The sequence below is a fragment of the Nocardioides marmoraquaticus genome (assembly GCF_054777915.1).
In genome coordinates this window covers 56,242-75,566 of record NZ_BAAHAA010000020.1, presented here as the reverse complement: position 1 = coordinate 75,566, position 19,325 = coordinate 56,242, and the positions used below count along the sequence as shown (strand labels likewise).

Below are 19,325 nucleotides of genomic sequence, written 5' to 3'. Positions count from 1 at the left end.
CAACGCCGAGCGCGACGAGCGCGCACCCGGCGAGCGACGTGGTGGCGCGGGCGTCGAGGCCGCCCAGCAGCCCGGCGGCGCCGGCCGCGACCACGTCGAGCCCCAGCAGCGCGGCTGCCACGACCCACAGGGTCTCGGCCGAGGCGCGCAGACCGCGGCGGGTCAGCAGCACCGCCAGGCCGACGAGCGAGGCGGTGAGCGCGGCCATCACCAGGCTGCGCCCGGCGAGGCCCAGCAGGCTCCACGCCACCCCGAGGAAGATCGCGGCGAAGACGAACAGGCACAGCCCGCCGAGCGCCAGCAGGACGACCGGCACCGAGCTGGCCCGCACGCCGCCCGGGACGGCCGCCGGGGGTGCCGGGACGGGAGCGGGGACCGGTGCCGGGGCGGGCGCCGAGGCCTCCCGGCGCAGCCGCTCGACCAGCGCGTCGGCGCCGAGCACCGCCCGCCACAGCTCCACGGCGGTGGGGCCCTGGAGGACCAGGTCGCACCCGGGGCAGCGCGACCCGGCCGGCGCCGGGAGGAGCGGCGTACGGCAGTCGGGGCACACGGTGGGGTCCGCGAGTCGGCTCATGCCGACCAGCGTGGCCACGACGGCCCGTCACCGGCGTCGGTCCGGGTGCTCGACCCGGCTGGGTACTCCTACTCAGCCGGCGCGGGGCTGCGCTTGCCGGCGGCGGTTCCGTCGTGGTGCCAGACCACGCGCTGGGGCAGGGGCATGACGATGCCCTCGTGGTCGAAGCGGGCCTTGATGCGCTGGCGCATCTCGCGGGCGACCGCCCACTGCTCGAGCGGGGCGGTCTTGAGCGTGACCCGCACGACGACACCGTCGGGGCCGAGGTTCTCGACGCCCCAGACCTCCGGCTCCTCGATGACGACGTCGCGGTAGTCGTCGTCGTCCCACAGGTCGTGGGCCACGTCGCGCAGGACCTGCGTGACGCGCACGAGGTCCTCGCCGTACCCGACGCTGATGTCGAGCACGGTGCGTGCCCAGTTCTGGCTCTGGTTGCCGACCCGGAGGATCTCGCCGTTGCGGACGTACCAGACGGTGCCGTTGACGTCGCGCACCCGAGTGACGCGCAGGCCCACCGCCTCGACCGTGCCGATGGCCTCGCCGAGGTCGACGGCGTCGCCGACGCCGTACTGGTCCTCGACCATCATCATCACGCCGGACAGGAAGTCCTTGACGAGGTTCTGCGCGCCGAAGCCGATCGCGAGACCGAGCACGCCCGCGCTGGCGAGGATCGGGGCGACGTCCATGCCCACCTCGGAGAGCACCATGACGAAGGCCACCCCGAACACGGCGGCGGTGATGATGCTCTTCAGCAGCGTGCCGAGGCTGCGGGCGCGCTGGGCGCGGCGGCCCACCCCGTGGCGCGAGCCGGGGATGGTCTGGGTCTCGGCCCGTCGGATCACCCGCTCGACGGCCTTGCTCGCCAGCCACCGCACCAGCAGGGCGACCAGCAGGATCGCGAGGATCTTCGCCGGCACCCCGATGAGCCAGGTGGCGACCCGGGAGGCGAGCTCGTTGCCGGTCCAGTCGTAGACCGCCGCGCAGGTCAGGCTCTCGCTGTCCTGGCACACGGCCGGCAGGTCGTCGGCCGAGGGCAGGGCGGAGGTCACGGACGCCACGGCGGTGGCGAGCGTGGGCAGGGCGTCGAGGACCGACCCGGTGGCCGGCCCGAGGGGGAGCGCAGGCATGCCCGCGAGGCTACGAGGACGCCCCGGCATGACCCAAGCCAGATCCGGATACCATCGGGGTGTGCTGACTCACGAGCGTGCCCGACACGCCCGACGTGCCACGACCCTGGCGGCCGTGCCGGCCGCCGTGGTGCTCGCGGCCGCCTCGCCGGCGGCCGCCGACACCCCCGCCGCCTGGGGCGAGGTGCCCGACGTCTCGGTGCTCGGCTTCCTCCTGGTCCTGGTGATCCTGCCCGTCGGGCTGTTCCTGGTGATCGCGCTGCTCGCGTTCCTGCCGAGCCTGCGCGACAAGGGCTACGAGCCCGGGGCGGGCTGGCGCGGCGAGCCCGAGTGGTTCGGGTCGCCCCGCAAGGGCCTGGGCGCGGCCGACGAGGTCACCCCCGAGCAGCTGGCGTCGGGTCGGGAGGGCACCGGGGGCACCAGTGGCAGCTGGTGAGTTCTCGGCCGCCCAGCAGGCCCAGATCGACCGGGCGATGTTCCAGGCGGAGCAGACGTGCCGCTTCGAGTTCTCGGTCTACGTCGGCGCCGCCCAGGGCCCCTCACGCGACTACGCGCACCGGCTCCACGCGGCGCTGACCCGGCCGGCCCGCAGCGTGCTGGTCCTGGTCGACCCGTCGGCGCGCCGCCTCGAGATCGTCACCGGTGCCGAGGTGCGCCCGGTGCTCGACGACGACGCGGTCCGCGACGGCGCCGAGCGCATGCAGACCGCCTTCGGCGCCGGCGACCTCGTGGGTGGCCTCACCCACGGCATCGCCGAGCTCGCCGCCACGGCGCGCGACCGCCGCAGCAACGCCTGAGCCCTCAGGAGGCGTCGCAGGCCTGGCCGGCGAGGTAGCGCTCGACGTCGGCCGCGCCCTCGCGCACGTAGCGCTGGGCCGCCGGGTTGGCCGAGGTGGTCGCGAGCCACTCCTGGACCCGGGCCAGCAGCTCGGGCGAGGCCAGCGGACGGGGGAAGAGGCCCTCGAGCGCCGTCGAGGCCCGCTGCGTGCCCTTCTGCTCCCACAGGGTGGCCGCGACCTCGAGGTACTTCTCGACGTAGGGCTCGAGCACCTCGGTTTGGCCGACCTGCACGAAGGCGGTGACCGTGCTGCGCTGCGTCTCGTTGGGCACGTCGTCGCGCACCACCGCGATCTCCCACGCCTCGGCCTTCGCCTCGGCCGTGGGTCGGGCGGCGAGCGCCGCTGCGGCGCGCTGCTGCCCGGTGATGGTCTGGTCGCGCTCGCGCTCGGCGGCGATGCGGTCGGCGTCGACCCGACCCTCGCGCGCCAGGGCGGTCACCAGGGTCCAGCGCAGGTCGCTGTCGATGGTCAGCCCCGGCAGGTCGCGACCACCGTCGAGCAGCGCCTCGAGGGCGTCGAGGGCCGCGGGGGAGTGGGCCGCGCCGGCCAGCGCCCGCAGGAAGGTGAGCTGGTGGTCGCTGCCGGCCTCGGCCTGCTCGAGCAGCTCGAGCAGGCCCGACTCCCAGCGCGCCCGCAGCGCGGGACGGTGGGCCGGGTCGCTGAAGCTGGCGACGGCCGAGGCGGCGTACGACGGGATCCGGCTGGAGCCGGCCGGGTCGGTCTCCGAGCCGATGTTGCGCAGGACGAGCTCGACGAAGTCGCGCGCCCGCATCTCGGCGTCGCGGGTCATGTCCCACGCGGCGGTCCAGCACAGCGCCCGTGCCAGCGAGTCGTCGAGCCGGCCGAGGCCCTCGACCACGGCGGCCAGCGACCGCTCGTCGAGGCGGATCTTGGCGTAGGTCAGGTCGCCCTCGTTGAGCAGCAGCAGGTCGGGCTGGCGCTCGCCGAGGAGCTGCTCGACGTGGGTGGTCTCGTCGCGCACGTCGACCTCGACCGAGGAGCGACGCACCAGCCGCTCGCCCTCGCGGTCGTAGAGGCCGATGCCGATGCGGTGACGGCGCAACGTCGGGTGCTCCTCGGTCGCGCTCTGGTGCACCTCGAAGCGGGTGTAGCGGCCCTCGCCGTCGAGGTCGAAGTCGGCGGCCAGGGTGTTGACGCCACTGGTCTGCAGCCACTCCTTGGCCCACGAGTCGAGCTCGCGGCCCGAGGGTCCCTCGAGCGCGCGGAGCAGGTCGCCGAACTCGGTGTTGGAGAAGGCGTGCTCGCGGAAGTAGTCGCGCAGCCCGACCAGGAAGTTGGGCAGGCCGACCCACGCGACGAGCTGCTTGAGCACCGAGGCGCCCTTGGCGTAGGTGATGCCGTCGAAGTTGACCTCGACCGCGCGCAGGTCGTGGTTGTCGGCGGCGATCGGGTGGGTCGAGGGCAGCTGGTCCTGGCGCAGCGCCCAGTTCTTGCGGACGTTGGCGAACCCGGTCCAGGCCTCGTCGAAGGCCGTGGCCTCGACCGCCGCCTGGTGGCAGGCCCACTCGGCGAAGGACTCGTTGAGCCACAGGTCGTCCCACCAGCGCATCGTCACGAGGTCGCCGAACCACATGTGGGCCATCTCGTGCAGGATCACGGTGGCGCGGAACTCGTAGAACGACGCGTCCTGGCGTCCACGGGGGAGGTACTCGTCGCGCAGTGTCACCGCGCCGGCGTTCTCCATCGCGCCCATGTTGTACTCCGGCACGTAGAGCTGGTCGTACTTGCCGAACGGGTAGGCCATGTCGAAGGCGTCCTCGAAGTAGGCGAAGCCCTGCCTCGTGACCGTGACGAGCTCGTCGACGTCGAGGTGCGGCAGCAGCGACTGCCGGCAGTAGTGGCCGAGCGGTATGGTGCCGAAGCGGCCCTCGTAGACGTCGTGGGCCGCGTGGTACTCGCCCGCGACCAGCGCTGTGATGTAGGTCGACATCGGCAACGTCTCGGCGAAGCGCCACACCGCACGGCCGTCACCCAGCGCCTCGGGCTCCGGCGTCGGCGCGTTGGACACGACCGCCCAGCGCTCGGGGGCGGTCACGTGGAAGGTGAAGCGGCTCTTGAGGTCGGGCTGCTCGAAGGTGGCGTAGACCCGGCGGGCGTCCGGCACCTCGAACTGGGTGTAGGTGTAGACCCGGTCGTCGGCCGGGTCGACGAAGCGGTGCAGGCCCTCGCCGGTGCGGGAGTAGGGCAGGGTCGCCTCGACGACCACCTCGTTGTCGGCCGCGAGCCCCTCGAGCGCGACGCGGCTGTCGGCGTACGCCGCCGGGGCCAGCCGGGCGCCGTTGAGCGTCACGACGAGGTCCTCGGCGTCGACCAGGTCGAGGAAGGTCGAGGCGCCGGGCTCGCTGCTGCGGAAGCGCAGGGTGGTGCGCGAGGCGAAGCGTGTCTCGCCGACGGTGAGGTCGAGCTCCACGAGGTAGGAGTCGACGCTCAGCAGCTGGGCGCGGGTGCGCGCCTCGTCCCGGGTCAGGTTGGTGCCTGGCATGGGCCGATCATGTCACCGGGACCCGACGGTCGCGGAGGCCCCTGCTCGCGAGGAACAAACCGGCGCCCCGGGGTACTTGTGACCACCATGAGCACCGACACCGCCCCCGAGACCAGCAGCGGCAAGGACCGCGCCGACTTCTGGTTCGACCCCCGTTGCCCCTTCGCCTGGATCACCTCCCGCTGGATGCTCGAGGTCGAGCAGGTGCGGGACGTGGAGGTCCACTGGCACGTGATGAGCCTCGCCTACCTCAACCAGGACAAGGACATCCCCGACAGCTACCGCGAAATGCTCAGCACCGCGTGGGGCCCGGTCCGCGTCTGCATCAAGGCCGAGCAGGAGCACGGCAGCGAGGTGCTCGCACCGCTCTACACCGCCTTCGGCACCCGCATCCACCTCGAGGAGCAGGACGCCACCACCCGGCAGCTCGCCGTCGACGCCCTGCGTGACGCGGGCCTGCCGGAGGAGCTCGCCGAGGCGTGGGACGACTCGTCCCTCGACGAGGCGGTCGCGAAGAGCCACCACGAGGGCATGGACGCCGTGGGTGACGACGTCGGCACCCCGACCATCCACGTCAACGGCACCGCGTTCTTCGGTCCGGTGATCACCAAGGCCCCGCGCGGCGAGGAGGCCGGCCAGCTGTGGGACGGCATCGTGCAGGCCGCCTCCTACCCGCTGTTCTTCGAGCTCAAGCGCAGCCGCAGCGCCGACCTCGACTTCAGCTGAGGCTCACGCGCGCCGGAAGCCGCCCTCGCTGTCGAGCACCTGACCGACCACCCAGCGTCCCTCGTCGCTCACCAGCCAGGCGACGAGCCGGGCGGGGTCGTCGGGCTCGCCGAACCGACCGGCCGGGAAGCGCTCGCGGATCCACGCCAGCGCCTCCGGCCGGTCGCTGGTCCCCTCGGTGAGGTAGCCCGTGTCGACCGGGCCGGGGTTGACCGCATTGAGCAGCACGCCCCTGTCGGCCAGCTCGTCGGCGACGGTCGCGAGCACGCCGGCGAGGGCAGCCTTGGCGGCGGCGTACGCGACCTCGCCGCGCATCGGGCCGAGGGACTGGCCCGAGGTCAGCCACACGACGCGGCCGCCCTCTCGGCCGTCGTGCTGGCGCGCGAACGCGGCGGTCAGCAGCAGGGTGGAGCGTGCGTCGACCTGCCAGTGCCCGTCGAGCGTCTCGGCGGTCTGCTCGAGGAGGCCGCCGTCGCCGCCGCTGCGGGCGTGGTTGCACACCAGCACGTCGAGGTGGCCCAGCTCACCGCGGGCGTGCGCGACGACCGCGTCCGGGGCGGTCGGCCCGACGAGGTCGGCCTCGACGTCGGTGAGCCGGGCGCCGGGCACCAGGAGGGCGCGCAGGTCGTCCAGGGCGGCGGCGGTGTCGTCGGCGCCCCATGGTTGCGCCGCGTCGTGGGCGGCGAGGTGGTGCACGCACAGGCTCGCGCCCATGCCGGCCAGGCGGGTGGCGATCGCGTGGCCGATGCCGCTGCGACGGGCCGCCCCGGTCACGAGGGCCGAGCGCCCTTCGAGAGGCAGCGTCACGAGCTGCCGCTCGAGGCCGCCGCCGTCGACGCCGTGATCGCCGCCATGGTGGCGGCGTTGGCGGCGGCGATGGCGTCCTTGACCCCCGCGGCCGCCCAGTCGCCCTCGGCCACGACCTTCGCCCGCCGGGCCACGTCGCGCGACCTGCGGCGATCCGAGCGCACCACCTTCTGGGCGACGTCCGCGCCCGACAGCAGCGCGACGAGTGCTCCCGTGCGGTCGTCGGGCACGTCGTCGCGCAGGAGCACGGCCTCGAGCCGGGCCCGCAGCGCCTCCTCGTGGCGTCCGTCGGCCTCGGGCCACGTGGTGCGGGGGAACAGCCCGAGCACCTTGCCCTGCTCCCGCCGCACGAACCCACGGTCGGCGAGACGCTCCAGCAACGGGTCGCGCCGCTTGCGGCCGAGCCGCGTCACCAGGTCCTGCGCGGTGCGCTCCTTCTCGGCGACCAGGTCCTGCGCCTCGCGCAGCAGCGGGTCGGCGGGCACCTCGGGGGTCGCCCGGACCCGGTCCTTCGGGGTCCAGCCCCACCGCTTCTCCTGGGGCACGGGCTCCACGTGGCCGCCGAGCGCGAGCTCGACGAGCAGGGCCCCGCCGAGCACCGGGTCGAGGTGGTAGGCGTGCTGCACGCTGCCCTTCTCGTCGTGCAGCAGCAGGAGCAGCAGGTCCTCGGCGATGAGCACGTCTCGGGTGGGGTCGTCAGCCATGGACCCATCCTGGGAAACCCGGTCGGTGGGGCGCCAGTGCTTTCCCTAACCTTGACCCCATGACACATGTCCTGTCCGCCGTCGCCTGGCCGTACGCCAACGGCCCGCGCCACATCGGCCACGTGGCCGGTTTCGGCGTGCCCTCCGACGTCTTCAGCAGGTACATGCGCATGGCCGGCCACGACGTCCTCATGGTCTCGGGCACCGACGAGCACGGCACCCCGATCCTCATCGCCGCCGACGAGGCGGGCGTCACGCCGCAGGAGCTCGCCGACCGCAACCACCGCGTCATCGCCGAGGACCTCGTCGGCCTCGGCGTCTCCTACGACCTCTACACCCGCACGACCACCCGCAACCACACCGCGGTCGTCCAGGAGCTGTTCACGGGGTGCCACGACAACGGCTACTTCCTCGAGCGCACGACGTACGGCGCCATCAGCCCGTCGACGGGTCGCACGCTGCCCGACCGCTACATCGAGGGCACCTGCCCGATCTGCGGCCACGACGGCGCCCGCGGTGACCAGTGCGACAACTGCGGCAACCAGCTCGACCCCGCCGACCTGAAGGACCCGGTCTCGCGCATCAACGGCGAGACGCCGGAGTTCGTCGAGACCAACCACTTCTTCCTCGACCTGCCGGCCCTGGCGGGGGCGCTGGGGGAGTGGCTCGACGAGCGCGAGGCCTCGGGCACCTGGCGGCCCAACGTCATCCGGTTCTCCAAGAACATCCTCGAGGAGATCCGGCCCCGCGCGATGACGCGCGACATCGACTGGGGCATCCCGGTGCCGCTCGACGGCTGGCGCGACGACCCGACCAAGAAGCTCTACGTCTGGTTCGACGCCGTCGTCGGCTACCTCTCGGCCAGCATCGAGTGGGCCCGCCGCACCGGTGACGCCGAGCGCTGGCGGGAGTGGTGGAACGACCCGGAGGCGCTGTCCTACTACTTCATGGGCAAGGACAACATCACCTTCCACAGCCAGATCTGGCCCGCGGAGCTGCTGGCCTACTCGGGCCGGGGCGACAAGGGCGGCGAGCCCGGGCGGTTCGGCGCGCTCAACCTGCCGACCGAGGTCGTCTCGAGCGAGTTCCTCACCATGGAGGGGCGGAAGTTCTCCTCCTCCAAGCGCGTCGTCATCTACGTGCGCGACATGCTCGCCCGCTACCAGCCCGACGCCTTCCGCTACTTCGTCGCGGTCGCCGGCCCGGAGAACCAGGACAGCGACTTCACCTGGTCGGAGTTCGTGCGCCGCACCAACGACGAGCTGGTCGCCGGCTGGGGCAACCTGGTCAACCGCACGGCGTCGATGGTCGCGAAGAGCTTCGGCGAGGTCCCCGCCGCCGGGCCGCTCGAGGAGGCCGACCAGGGGCTGCTCGACCGGGTCGAGGAGGCCTTCACGACGGTGGGCGACCTGATCGCCCGGCACCGGCAGAAGGCGGCGGTCTCCGAGGCGATGCGCGTCGTCGGCGAGGTCAACCGCTACGTCACCGACACCGCCCCGTGGACGCTCAAGGGTGACGACCAGCGCGAGCGGCTCGCCACGGTGCTGCACGTGACGGCGCAGTGCGTGGCCGACCTCAACGTCGTGCTCAGCCCGTTCCTGCCGTTCTCGGCCAACGCCGTCCACGCCGTCCTCGGTGGCGAGGGCGTCGTCCAGCCGATGCCCGAGCTCGTGGAGAGCGACGACCTCGACGGCGGGGCCGGCTACCCGGTCATCACCGGCGACTACACCGGCGCCGCGCCCTGGCGTCGTACGGCGCTCGTGGCCGGCACGCCGGTGGCCAGGCCGACTCCCGTCTTCACCAAGCTCGACCCCGAGCTCGTCGACGAGGAGCTGGCACGGCTCGCGGGCGGCAGCGGTGCCTGAGGTCAACCCGTTGCTGTGGCCCCAGGCCCGCCGTGCCGTCGCGGCGGCGGCCGGCGAGCTGCGGCCGAGCGAGCCCGGCTTCGACGTGGCGGCCGAGCGCGCGCAGGCCCGGGCCGAGGCCGCCGTGGAGCCGCGCCACCCGGTGGCGGAGGTGCGCGACGTCGATGCCGCGGGCGTGCCGTGCCGCCTCTACGTCCCGCACGACGCCCGACCCGGCGTGGTCGTGCACCTGCACGGGGGCGGGTTCGTGCTCAACGACGTCGAGGTGCACGACAACGCCGCGCGCCGCCTGGCCGACCGGGCCCGGCTCGCGGTGCTCAGCGTCGACTACCGCCGTCCGCCGGAGCACCGCTTCCCGGCGGCCGCCGACGACGCGGAAGCGGCGGTGCGCTGGGCGCGCGGGGCCTTCGGCGGGCCGGTGCACGCCCACGGCGACAGCGCCGGGGCCAACCTGGCGCTCGTGGCCGCGCTCCGGCTGCCGGGCACCCTCGCCGCGCTGGCGCTGACCTACCCCTTCCTCGACCCCCGGGCGGCCGGGGCGTCGTACGGTCTCCAGGGCGTGGGCTTCCACCCCGATGACGCCGCCTGGTACTGGGACCAGTACGCCGCCTCGCCGGCCGACCTCGACGACCCCGACCTGGCGCCGCTGCGGTCCTCCGACGACCGACTGGCCGCGCTCCCGCCCACGCTGGTCACCACGGCGGAGGCCGACCCGCTGTGCGACGAGGGCGAGCTGTTGGCCCGGCGGCTGGCCGAGCTGGGGGTGGCGGTCACGGCGACGCGCTACCTGGGCCAGGTGCACGGCTTCTGGCGCCACGCTGGGGTCTTCGACCCCGCCGAGCCGTTGACGGCCCAGGTCGCCGGCTTCCTCTCCCTGCACTCCTCCTAGGCTGGTCGCATGCGCGTGCACCTCGGCTCCGACCACGCGGGCCTGGAGCTGAAGGCCCACCTCGTCCAGTGGCTCGAGGACCACGGCCACGAGCCGGTCGACCACGGGCCGTTCACCTACGACGCGCTCGACGACTACCCGGTCTTCTGCCTGCGCGCGGCCGAGGGCGTGGTGGGCGACCCCGGCAGCCTCGGCGTCGTCATCGGTGGGTCGGGCAACGGCGAGCAGATCGCGGCCAACAAGGTCCCGGGCGTGCGCTGCGCGCTCGCGTGGAGCGAGGAGACCGCCCGGCTGGGTCGCGAGCACAACGACGCCAACGTCGTCTCGGTCGGGGGGCGGCTGCACCCCGTCGACGACATGACCCGCTTCGTCGAGGTGTTCCTCACCACCGGCTTCACCGGCGAGGACCGCCACGTGCGGCGCATCCGGATGATGTCCGACTACGAGCTCGAGGCAGTGCTCCCGCCGCTCCCCGCGTCGGCCCGCGGCCTCGGTCCCGACGAGCATGCCTGAGGGGCACACCCTCTTCCGGCTGGCCACCGACCTGCGCGAGGCCTTCGCGGGCGACGTCGTGTCGTGCAGCAGCCCGCAGGGCCGGTTCGCCGACTCGGCGGCCGTGCTCGACGGCCTCGTGCTGACGGGGGCCAGCTCGCGGGGCAAGCACCTGTTCGTCGACTTCGACCAGGACCTCGCGGTGCACGTCCACCTCGGGCTCTACGGGAAGTTCCGCGTCAGCGCGGCGCCCGCGCCACCGCCGTACGGCCAGGTGCGCTGGCGGCTGGTCTCCGAGCGGTCGTACGCCGACCTCCGCGGCGCCACCGCCTGCCAGCTGGTCACCCCGGAGGAGCGCGGCGCGATCCTCGACCGGCTCGGACCCGACCCGCTCGACCCGGGAGCCGACCCGGAGCATGCCTGGGACCGCGTCCGTCGCTCCCGTGCACCCATCGGCGGGCTGCTGATGGACCAGCAGGTGGTGGCCGGCGTCGGCAACGTCTACCGCGCCGAGGTCCTCTTCCGGCAGAGGCTGCACCCGCTGCGGCCCGGGAGGTCGGTGACGAGGCCGCGCTTCGAGGCGCTGTGGGCGGACCTCGTGGAGCTGATGCCCGAGGGCGTCCGGCTCGGGCGCATCGTGACGATGCGGCCCGAGGACGAGCCCGCGGCCCGGGAGGCGTCGCCCGCGGAGGGTCGCCGGGTGCGCTACTACGTCTACCGTCGCGGCGGCCGTCCGTGCCTGGTCTGCGGGTCCAAGGTGCGGCACGAGGTGCTCCAGCAGCGCAACCTGTTCTGGTGCCCGCGTTGCCAGCCCGCGTACCGCCCGCGCGCCGTAAGGTAGGCCGACCTCGCGTCCGGGGACCGGCCTCCGGTCGCCTCCGTCCGCCCGCACCCGACCTCCGAAGGCCCGCCGTGCCCCGACGCCGCACCCTCTACGCGAGGACGACCTGGCCGCGCCTGCGCCGCGAGCTGACGGTCAACGACCGGTTGCCGCTGCTCGGCCTGGTGCTGGTCACGCTGCTGATCACCGGCCTGGGCCTGGCGTTCCGCGAGTGGGTGCCCTTCACGACGCTGCTGCTGCCCATGGTGCTGGGGAGCATCCTGCTCGGGCCGCGGTCGCTGCCGTGGTTCGTCGTCTTCGTGTGCGGCTGCATCTGCCTGGTGCTCTTCGTCACCGCCGAGCAGATCAGCGAGCGTGCGATCACACGGCTCGTGGTGACCTTCGCCATCGCGCTGCTCATCATGGGCACGTCGTTCCGGCGCAGCCGTCTCGGCGTCTCCGGCCCGCGGGGGGAGTCGATCTTCGTCGACCTCCGTGACCGCATCGCCCGGCAGGGCACGCTGCCGCCGCTGCCGGGCCAGTGGCTGGTCGAGGTCGCGCAGCGCTCGGCGGGCGGCACCTCCTTCGCCGGCGACTTCGTCGTGGCCCAGCGCACCCACGACCACTCCCACCTCGACGTCGCCGTCGTCGACGTCTCGGGCAAGGGCGTCGACGTCGGAGCCCGCTCGCTGTTCCTCTCCGGCGCCCTCAACGGCATCGTCTCGGCACTGCCGGGCCGGGCCTTCCTGCCCGCCGCCAACGAGTACCTCCTGCGCCAGGACTGGGACGAGGGCTTCGCGACCGCCATCCACCTGCACCTCGACCTGCGCACGGGCGACTTCATGCTCCGCAAGGCCGGGCACCCCCCGGCGTTGTGGATCAGAGCCGGGTCGGGCCGGTGGTCGGCGCTCGACTCCGACGGTGCGGCGCTCGGGCTGCTTCCCGACGCCGACTTCGAGACGCTCGAGGGCACCCTTGCCCCCGGTGACGGGCTCCTGATGTTCACCGACGGCCTCGTGGAGAGCTCGTCTCGCGACATGTCGCTCGGTATCGACCGTCTCGCCGGGCTCGGCACCCGGCTGCTGGCCGAGGGCTTCGAGGGCGGCGCCGAGCGGCTCGTGCGCGGCATGCAGGCCACCGACGACGACCGCGCCCTGGTGCTCGTGCACCGCCGCGGCTGAGCGTCGTACGACGCCCTCCCGGGCACCGCGGACGCGGTTCGGGAGCGACGGGCCCGCTGTGGCACGATGGAGCCTGGTCCAGCGCCCGACGACCTCGGTCACGCGCGCCCGGACCTGCGCGGATGTAGCTCAATGGTAGAGCCTCAGTCTTCCAAACTGATGACGCGGGTTCGATTCCCGTCATCCGCTCGCGAGCGAGCCGGACCGCGCCGTCACGGGCGGTCGGGCGCCGTTTGGCGGGGCGTAGCGTAGTGGCTAGCGCGCCTGCTTTGGGAGCAGGAGACCGCAGGTTCGAGTCCTGTCGCCCCGACCGCCACACACCCGGGCGCGTGCGCGCCCGTGGCCCGACCAGCACCACCGACCAAGGAGAGACAGACTCGTGAAGAGCGCCGTGGAGACGCTGAGCCCCACCCGGGCCAAGATCACCGTGGAGGTGCCCTTCGAGGAGCTCAAGCCGAGCCTCGACAAGGCGTACCAGGCCATCGCCAAGCAGGTGAACATCCCGGGCTTCCGCAAGGGCAAGGTCCCCCCGCCCGTCATCGACCGCCAGATCGGTCGCGGCGCCGTGCTCGACCAGGCCATCAACGAGGCCGTCCCGCAGCTCTACGTGCAGGCCCTGCAGGACAACGACCTGCAGCCCCTGGCGCAGCCGGAGATCGACGTGACCCGGCTCGAGGACCGCGAGCTGCTCGAGTTCACCGCCGAGGTCGACGTGCGGCCCACCATCGAGGTGCCGTCCTACGACGGCCTCGAGGTCAGCGTCGAGGACCTCGCCGTGTCCGACGCCGACGTCGACGAGCAGGTCGAGGCGCTGCGCGAGCGCTTCGCGACCCTCAAGGACGTCGAGCGTGCGGCCGCCGACGACGACCTCGTCACCATCGACCTCGTGGCCACCACGCCCGAGGGCGAGGCCATCGAGGGCGGGGAGGTCAGCGGCTACTCCTACAAGGTCGGCTCGGGCGACATGGTCCCCGGCATCGACGACGCGCTGCGCGGGCTGTCCGCCGGCGCGGAGGCGACCTTCACCTCGCAGCTGGTCGGCGGCGACGTCGCCGGGCAGGACGTCTCGGTGCTCGTGCGCGTCCAGGCCGTCAAGGAGCAGGAGCTCCCCGAGCTCGACGACGACTTCGCCCAGACGGCGTCGGAGTTCGACACGATCGAGGAGCTGCGTGCCGACGTCGCCACCCGCCTCGAGCGCGGCAAGCGCCTCGAGCAGGCCGCCGAGGCCCGTGACGCGGTGCTGGAGAAGCTCCTCGACGGCGCCGAGGTGCCGCTGCCCGAGTCCCTGGTCACCCAGGAGCTGGCCGCGCGTCGCCAGGAGATGGAGCAGCAGCTCGCCTTCGCGGGCATGACGCTCGACTCCTACCTCGACTCCGAGGAGCAGACCATCGACGAGTTCGAGGCCGAGCTCGAGAAGCGCGTGCGCGACGCCGTCGCCTCGCAGTTCCTCCTCGACGAGGTCGCCAAGGCCGAGGAGATCGGCGTCGAGCAGTCGGAGCTCCAGGAGCACCTGCTGCGCCGGGCCCAGCAGTCCGGGCAGAACCCTGACGAGTTCATCAAGCACATGCTCGAGCACAACCACATCCCCGAGATGGTCTCGGAGGTGGTGCGCGGCAAGGCGCTCGCGCGCATCGTCGAGAGCGCGACGGTCACCGACGCCTCCGGCGAGGTCGTCGACCTGAAGAACCTCCGTCCCGACGGCAGCATCGGCGAGCCGGCCGACGAGCAGGCCGAGGTCACCGTCGAGGAGCAGGCCGAGGTCATGGCCGACGAGCAGGCCGAGGTCACGAACGGCGAGCAGGCCGACGAGAAGGCCTGATCCCCACGGCGCCACCGCTCCGCGCCCCCGAGGTCGTTGACCTCGGGGGCGCTTTGCGTGAACACTCGTGCACTGTGACCACCGACCGACTGAACCCGCTCGACGCCCTGGCCCTCGCCGCCTGGGCCGCCGACGACGTGCTCCTCTCGACCGTGCGCGACGTGCACGACGCGGTCGCCGGTCGGATCCACGGGCTCAACGACCAGCTCCAGGGCGGCGGTCCCACCCTGAGCCACCGGGTGCACCGGGGCATCGCCACTGGCGTGTTCGCCGGAATCAGTGGCGGGCTGCGCCTCGGGGCGTGCGGTCTGCGCGCTGCCTCGCGGCACGGTGTCGGTGGCCGCGGCGACGTGCTCTCCCGGCCCTCGGGCCGGCTGCTCAGCGGCGCCGTCAACGGCCTGATCGGCGACCAGCTGCGCGAGGAGGGCCATCCGGTCTACTTCGCGACGTCGCTGTGCGTCGACGGCCGGCCGGTCCCGGCGGAGCGCGACGCGCTCGCCGCGGCGTACCCGGACGCGGGCCGCAAGGTCGTCGTCTTCGTCCACGGCCTGTGCGAGACCGAGGACCTCTGGTGGCGCTCCGAGGTGCCGAAGCGGGAGGTGCCGCCGCGGCGCAGCTACGGCGACCGACTGGTCGACGAGGGCTGGACCCCGGTCTACGTGCGGGTCAACACCGGCCTGCCGATCGCCGAGAACGGCGTCGCGGTCGCCGCGCTGCTCCAGCGGCTGGTCGAGGAGTGGGAGGTCCCGGTCGAGCGGGTGGCCCTGGTCGGCCACTCGATGGGCGGGTTGATCGTGCGGGCCGCGTGCGCCGTCGCCACCGACGCCGACACCGCCTGGACCGAGCGCGTCACCGACGTCGTGTGCCTGGGCACCCCGCACCTGGGGGCCCCGCTCGAGCGGGTCGTCGAGCGGGGGGTGCGGCTGATGGACCGCCTGCCCGAGGTGGCGCCGATCGGGCGGGTGCTGGAGTTCCGCTCCGTCGGCATCCTCGACCTGCGGCACGGGCTGTCGCGCGACGTGCAGAACCTCCCGCGGGCGCGCTACCGGCTGGTGGGCGCGACGCTGTCGAAGCGCCCCGACGGCCCCGGGGCCGAGTCGCTGGGCGACCTGCTCGTGCCCTTCACCTCGGCGATGGGCCGCGAGCGCGACGGCACCGAGATGTTCCCCGGCGCCGAGACGCTCCACGTGCGCGGTGACCACTTCGACCTGCTCAACCACGACGCGGTGTACGCCGCGCTGCGTGACTGGCTCGCCGACCGGACCGACGCCCCCACCCGCGAGGAGGCGGCGGCCGCCGCCTGCTGAGGTGCGCGGAGCCGCCCGGTCTGCTGTGGGCGAACACCGGGGGGTGACGCGTGGATTTGTCGTCGGCGGCCTCTAGGGTCGGGCACGTGACTGACAACTTCCCGGAGATGAGCGCCGCCCCCGCCGGCAACGGCCTCGACGACCACATCTACCAGCGCCTGCTCCGCGAGCGGATCGTCTTCCTCGGCTCCGAGGTGCGCGACGCCAACGCCAACGCGATCTGCGCGCAGCTGCTGCTGCTCAGCGCCGAGGACCCCGAGGCCGACATCTTCCTGCACATCAACTCGCCGGGTGGCTCGGTCGACTCCGGCATGGCGATCTACGACACGATGAACTACATCCCCAACGACGTCGCGACCGTGGCCATGGGCCTCGCCGCGTCGATGGGCCAGTTCCTGCTCTGCGCCGGCACCAAGGGCAAGCGCTACTCGCTGCCCCACGCCCGCATCATGATGCACCAGCCCTCGGGCGGCATGGGGGGTTCGGCCTCCGACATCCGCATCCAGGCCGAGCAGTCCCTGCACATCAAGAAGGTGATGCAGGAGCTCATCGCCGAGCACACCGGTCAGGAGCTCGAGCAGATCGAGCGCGACTCCGACCGCGACCGCTGGTTCACCGCGGCGCAGGCCAAGGAGTACGGCTTCATCGACCACGTGATCAGCAGCGCGCGCGAGGCGGCCGACGAGGGCCGGCCCGCCCGCGGCAAGTGATCCCCCCTCCCACGAGCCAAAGGACGACACAGCGATGAACTACTACATCCCGCAGTGGGAGGAGCGCACCTCCTACGGCGTGCGCCGCATCGACCCCTACGCCAAGCTGTTCGAGGACCGCATCATCTTCCTCGGCACCCCCATCAGCGACGACATTGCCAACGCGGTGATGGCGCAGCTGCTGTGCCTGGAGTCGATGGACCCCCAGCGCGACATCCAGATCTACATCAACTCCCCGGGCGGCTCCTTCACCGCGATGACCGCCATCTACGACACGATGAAGTTCATCCAGCCCGACGTGCAGACCGTGTGCCTGGGGCAGGCGGCCTCGGCGGCCGCGATCCTGCTGGCCGCGGGCGCCCCCGGCAAGCGCCTCGCGCTGCCCAACAGCCGCATCCTGATCCACCAGCCCTACACCGAGGGCACCTACGGCCAGTCCTCCGACATCGAGATCCAGGCCAACGAGATCCTGCGGATGCGCGAGCTGCTGGAGAAGATGATCGCCGAGCACGCCGGCAAGTCGATCGAGGAGGTCAGCGCCGACATCGAGCGCGACAAGATCCTCACCGCCGACGCGGCCGTCGAGTACGGCCTCATCGACTCGATCCTCGAGTCGCGCAAGGCCGCAGCACTGGTCTGATCCGACCTCCGCGTGAGTCGGTCCCGGGCGCCGTGTCCTGGTCCCGGGACCGACCACTTCGGAGTACCGTTCCCCCACACGCTCGTCGGGACGGCCCGCCCCACGCCGGCCCGTTCCGCACGCACGTACCGCTCATCCCCACGGGCTCCGGGGCCCGTGGTCACCTCGAAGGAGACGCATGGCACGGATCGGTGACGGCGGCGACCTGCTGAAGTGCTCCTTCTGCGGGAAGAGCCAGAAGCAGGTCAAGAAGCTCATCGCGGGCCCCGGGGTCTACATCTGCGACGAGTGCATCGACCTGTGCAACGAGATCATCGAGGAGGAGCTCAACGAGACCTCCGAGGTCGGGCTCGACGAGCTCCCCAAGCCTCGCGAGATCTTCGAGTTCCTCAACTCCTACGTCATCGGCCAGGAGACGGCGAAGAAGTCGCTCGCGGTGGCGGTCTACAACCACTACAAGCGGGTCCAGGCAGGGGTCTCCAACGCCTCGCGCCCCGGCCGCGAGGACGCCGTCGAGGTGGCGAAGTCCAACATCCTTGTCATCGGCCCGACCGGCTGCGGCAAGACCTACCTGGCGCAGACCCTCGCGCGCATGCTCAACGTGCCGTTCGCCATCGCCGACGCCACGGCGCTGACCGAGGCGGGCTACGTCGGCGAGGACGTCGAGAACATCCTGCTGAAGCTGATCCAGGCCGCCGACTACGACGTCAAGAAGGCCGAGACCGGCATCATCTACATCGACGAGATCGACAAGGTCGCCCGCAAGGCCGAGAACCCCTCGATCACCCGTGACGTCTCCGGCGAGGGCGTGCAGCAGGCGCTGCTCAAGATCCTCGAGGGCACCACGGCCTCGGTGCCGCCGCAGGGCGGGCGCAAGCACCCGCACCAGGAGTTCATCCAGATCGACACCACCAACATCCTGTTCGTCGTGGGCGGGGCCTTCGCCGGGCTCGAGCACATCGTCGAGCAGCGCGTCGGCAAGAAGTCGCTCGGCTTCACCGCCGAGATGCGCCGCTCCAACGAGACCGACGCCGACGAGATGTTCCACCAGGTGCGCCCCGAGGACCTCGTGAAGTTCGGGCTCATCCCCGAGTTCATCGGCCGGCTGCCGCTGATCGCGAGCGTCAACAAGCTCGACCAGGCCGCGCTGGTGCAGATCCTCACCGAGCCGCGCAACGCGCTGGTCAAGCAGTACCAGAAGCTCTTCGAGCTCGACGGCGTCGAGCTGGAGTTCACCGACGACGCCGTCGAGGCCATCGCCGACAGGGCGATGGAGCGTGGCACCGGTGCGCGTGGCCTCCGCGCCATCATCGAGGAAGTCCTCCTCAACGTGATGTACGACGTCCCGTCGCGCGGTGACGTCGAGAAGGTCGTCGTGACCGGCGAGGTCGTCTCCGACAACGTCAACCCGACCCTGGTGCCCCGCCAGGAGAACAAGAAGAAGAAGTCCGCCTGAGCGGTGTCGCCGGCCCGGCTGGCGGGCTCCCGCCTGCCGGGTAGACCAGTCGGCCGATTCGCTAGACCACTCAGGCAAACCGGACATTCGCGCCGTATTCTGGGGCTCTCTTCCGCGCCTCGGCGCGACGTCCGGGGGGAAACATCTCGATGAGCGCTGAGCACCGCAGACCGCTGCTCGCCCTGGTGGCGATGATGCTCTTCGCTGCGTTCTTCGTCGTGCGCTCCATGGAGCAGATCCCGGTGCAGCAGCTGGTGCGCCCGGAGGTCCCCGCGACGCAGGGTCCCGAGATCTTCCTCTCCGAGCCGATCGCGCCCCGCCCCGAGGACGAGCCGCAGAGCGAGGGCCCCGGCCCGGACGCCGACGCGCCGGCAGCGCCCGGTGGTGGTTTCGGCGGTGCCGTCGCCGAGGGCACCGCCGAGGTGCCCGGCGCGGGGGACGGCGGCCTCGACGGTCTCGATGACGGCGCGGTCGCCTCGTCGCCCCGCCAGCCCGCCTTGGTCGGCGGTGGCGCGGGTGGCTCCGGCGGCGGCAACGGCGGTGGCGGCAACGGCGGTGGTGGCACCGGCGGCGGTGGCACCGGCGGCAGCAACGGTGGTGGCACCGGCAGCGACGGTGGCAGCGGCGGCGAGCCGCAGCCCCCCGTGGCCTCCCCGACCGCGGCCCCGACCAGTGGCGTCACCACCGGACCCCGTCCCGGTCCGGTCCGGCCCGGAGCGGGTGGTCCGACGACCGCGCCCACGCCGTCGACCCCTGCGGAGCCGTCCAAGCCCGCGGAGCCGTCCGAGCCCGCGGAGCCGTCCGAGCCCGCGGAGCCGTCCGAGCCCGCGGAGCCGTCCGAGCCCGCGGAGCCGTCCGAGCCCGCG

The 19,325-nt window shown here is 72.7% G+C and carries 18 protein-coding genes, 2 tRNA genes and 1 pseudogene; 16 read left to right on the top strand and 5 right to left on the bottom strand.

All coding sequences use genetic code 11. The features are described from left to right. The coding region (locus tag ACYU8I_RS14670) for a hypothetical protein (protein WP_460842140.1) at positions 1-574 on the bottom strand (574 nt) is incomplete at its 3' end. A gap of 68 nt (positions 575-642) precedes the next feature. Then, entirely contained in the window at positions 643-1,701 is a 1,059-nt protein-coding gene (locus ACYU8I_RS14665) for a mechanosensitive ion channel family protein (protein WP_460842138.1), read from the bottom strand. Positions 1,702-1,762: 61 nt separating this feature from the next. Here ACYU8I_RS14665 and ACYU8I_RS14660 point away from each other — a divergent pair, with 61 nt between their 5' ends. Both ACYU8I_RS14660 and ACYU8I_RS14655 read left to right on the top strand, forming a co-directional pair. Further along, positions 1,763-2,137 (top strand): hypothetical protein, encoded by a 375-nt coding sequence (locus ACYU8I_RS14660; RefSeq protein WP_460842136.1) that lies wholly within the window; start codon positions 1,763-1,765, stop codon positions 2,135-2,137. Continuing rightward, on the top strand, positions 2,124-2,498 hold the full coding sequence (locus tag ACYU8I_RS14655; protein ID WP_460842134.1) for a DUF5130 family protein: 375 nt from the start codon (positions 2,124-2,126) through the stop codon (positions 2,496-2,498). The genes ACYU8I_RS14660 and ACYU8I_RS14655 overlap by 14 nt, the downstream gene beginning before the upstream one ends. Positions 2,499-2,502: 4 nt before the next feature. Here ACYU8I_RS14655 and pepN read toward each other — a convergent pair whose 3' ends face one another. Further along, the gene (pepN, locus tag ACYU8I_RS14650; RefSeq protein WP_460842133.1) at positions 2,503-5,043 is read right to left on the bottom strand and encodes an aminopeptidase N; all 2,541 of its coding nucleotides are present in this window, start codon (positions 5,041-5,043) and stop codon (positions 2,503-2,505) included. 87 nt (positions 5,044-5,130) lie between these two features. Between pepN and ACYU8I_RS14645 the strand changes: the two genes are divergently transcribed. Next, on the top strand, positions 5,131-5,769 hold the full coding sequence (locus ACYU8I_RS14645) for a mycothiol-dependent nitroreductase Rv2466c family protein (RefSeq protein ID WP_460842131.1): 639 nt from the start codon (positions 5,131-5,133) through the stop codon (positions 5,767-5,769). A gap of 3 nt (positions 5,770-5,772) precedes the next feature. On the opposite strand, the gene ACYU8I_RS14640 is transcribed toward ACYU8I_RS14645, so the two are convergent. Both ACYU8I_RS14640 and ACYU8I_RS14635 read right to left on the bottom strand, forming a co-directional pair. After that, entirely contained in the window at positions 5,773-6,576 is an 804-nt protein-coding gene (locus ACYU8I_RS14640; protein WP_460842129.1) for an SDR family oxidoreductase, read from the bottom strand. Then, complete coding sequence (locus tag ACYU8I_RS14635; protein WP_460842127.1) at positions 6,573-7,280, bottom strand: GOLPH3/VPS74 family protein; 708 nt, start codon at positions 7,278-7,280, stop codon at positions 6,573-6,575. Before ACYU8I_RS14635 ends, ACYU8I_RS14640 begins: the two co-directional genes overlap by 4 nt. 59 nt (positions 7,281-7,339) lie before the next feature. Here ACYU8I_RS14635 and metG point away from each other — a divergent pair, with 59 nt between their 5' ends. The 13 genes and pseudogenes from metG to ACYU8I_RS14570 form a co-directional block, all read left to right on the top strand. Beyond that, a complete protein-coding gene (metG, locus tag ACYU8I_RS14630; RefSeq protein ID WP_460842125.1) occupies positions 7,340-9,145 on the top strand; it encodes a methionine--tRNA ligase in 1,806 nt (601 codons plus the stop codon). Beyond that, on the top strand, positions 9,138-10,034 hold the full coding sequence (locus tag ACYU8I_RS14625; RefSeq protein ID WP_460842123.1) for an alpha/beta hydrolase: 897 nt from the start codon (positions 9,138-9,140) through the stop codon (positions 10,032-10,034). The genes metG and ACYU8I_RS14625 overlap by 8 nt, the downstream gene beginning before the upstream one ends. A 9-nt stretch (positions 10,035-10,043) precedes the next feature. Beyond that, on the top strand, positions 10,044-10,547 hold the full coding sequence (locus ACYU8I_RS14620; protein WP_460842122.1) for a ribose-5-phosphate isomerase: 504 nt from the start codon (positions 10,044-10,046) through the stop codon (positions 10,545-10,547). Beyond that, positions 10,540-11,367 carry an Fpg/Nei family DNA glycosylase gene (locus tag ACYU8I_RS14615; RefSeq protein ID WP_460842119.1) on the top strand — a complete coding sequence of 276 codons (828 nt, stop codon included), beginning with the start codon at positions 10,540-10,542 and terminating at the stop codon, positions 11,365-11,367. The genes ACYU8I_RS14620 and ACYU8I_RS14615 overlap by 8 nt, the downstream gene beginning before the upstream one ends. A 71-nt stretch (positions 11,368-11,438) precedes the next feature. Continuing rightward, on the top strand, positions 11,439-12,527 hold the full coding sequence (locus ACYU8I_RS14610; RefSeq protein ID WP_460842117.1) for a PP2C family protein-serine/threonine phosphatase: 1,089 nt from the start codon (positions 11,439-11,441) through the stop codon (positions 12,525-12,527). Positions 12,528-12,645: 118 nt separating this feature from the next. Further along, positions 12,646-12,716, top strand: a tRNA-Gly gene (locus ACYU8I_RS14605). A gap of 48 nt (positions 12,717-12,764) precedes the next feature. Continuing rightward, a tRNA-Pro gene (locus ACYU8I_RS14600) sits at positions 12,765-12,837 on the top strand. Positions 12,838-12,906: 69 nt separating this feature from the next. Then, a complete protein-coding gene (tig, locus tag ACYU8I_RS14595) occupies positions 12,907-14,346 on the top strand; it encodes a trigger factor (RefSeq protein ID WP_460842115.1) in 1,440 nt (479 codons plus the stop codon). Positions 14,347-14,420: 74 nt separating this feature from the next. Then, entirely contained in the window at positions 14,421-15,653 is a 1,233-nt protein-coding gene (locus ACYU8I_RS14590) for a lipase family alpha/beta hydrolase (RefSeq protein WP_460842112.1), read from the top strand. A gap of 107 nt (positions 15,654-15,760) precedes the next feature. Continuing rightward, on the top strand, positions 15,761-16,363 hold the full coding sequence (locus tag ACYU8I_RS14585) for an ATP-dependent Clp protease proteolytic subunit (protein ID WP_460842147.1): 603 nt from the start codon (positions 15,761-15,763) through the stop codon (positions 16,361-16,363). Then, positions 16,311-17,003: pseudogene (locus tag ACYU8I_RS14580) on the top strand (ATP-dependent Clp protease proteolytic subunit); the annotation flags it as partial. The gene ACYU8I_RS14585 and the pseudogene ACYU8I_RS14580, both read left to right, overlap by 53 nt. A gap of 178 nt (positions 17,004-17,181) precedes the next feature. Continuing rightward, positions 17,182-18,459: an ATP-dependent Clp protease ATP-binding subunit ClpX gene (clpX, locus tag ACYU8I_RS14575; RefSeq protein ID WP_460842110.1), complete on the top strand. Its 1,278-nt coding sequence runs from the start codon at positions 17,182-17,184 to the stop codon at positions 18,457-18,459. A gap of 149 nt (positions 18,460-18,608) precedes the next feature. Next, on the top strand, positions 18,609-19,325 hold a 717-nt coding region (locus ACYU8I_RS14570), incomplete at its 3' end, for a hypothetical protein (RefSeq protein WP_460842108.1).

Excerpts from the sequence above, each read along its gene's own strand:
- ACYU8I_RS14615 (WP_460842119.1), top strand. The coding sequence starts at position 10,540 with ATGCCTGAGGGGCACACCCTCTTCCGGCTGGCCACCGACCTGCGCGAG.
- ACYU8I_RS14635 (WP_460842127.1), bottom strand. The coding sequence starts at position 7,280 with ATGGCTGACGACCCCACCCGAGACGTGCTCATCGCCGAGGACCTGCTG.
- ACYU8I_RS14665 (WP_460842138.1), bottom strand. The coding sequence starts at position 1,701 with ATGCCTGCGCTCCCCCTCGGGCCGGCCACCGGGTCGGTCCTCGACGCC.
- ACYU8I_RS14620 (WP_460842122.1), top strand. The coding sequence starts at position 10,044 with ATGCGCGTGCACCTCGGCTCCGACCACGCGGGCCTGGAGCTGAAGGCC.
- ACYU8I_RS14645 (WP_460842131.1), top strand. The coding sequence starts at position 5,131 with ATGAGCACCGACACCGCCCCCGAGACCAGCAGCGGCAAGGACCGCGCC.
- ACYU8I_RS14585 (WP_460842147.1), top strand. The coding sequence starts at position 15,761 with ATGAGCGCCGCCCCCGCCGGCAACGGCCTCGACGACCACATCTACCAG.
- metG (WP_460842125.1), top strand. The coding sequence starts at position 7,340 with ATGACACATGTCCTGTCCGCCGTCGCCTGGCCGTACGCCAACGGCCCG.
- clpX (WP_460842110.1), top strand. The coding sequence starts at position 17,182 with ATGGCACGGATCGGTGACGGCGGCGACCTGCTGAAGTGCTCCTTCTGC.
- pepN (WP_460842133.1), bottom strand. The coding sequence starts at position 5,043 with ATGCCAGGCACCAACCTGACCCGGGACGAGGCGCGCACCCGCGCCCAG.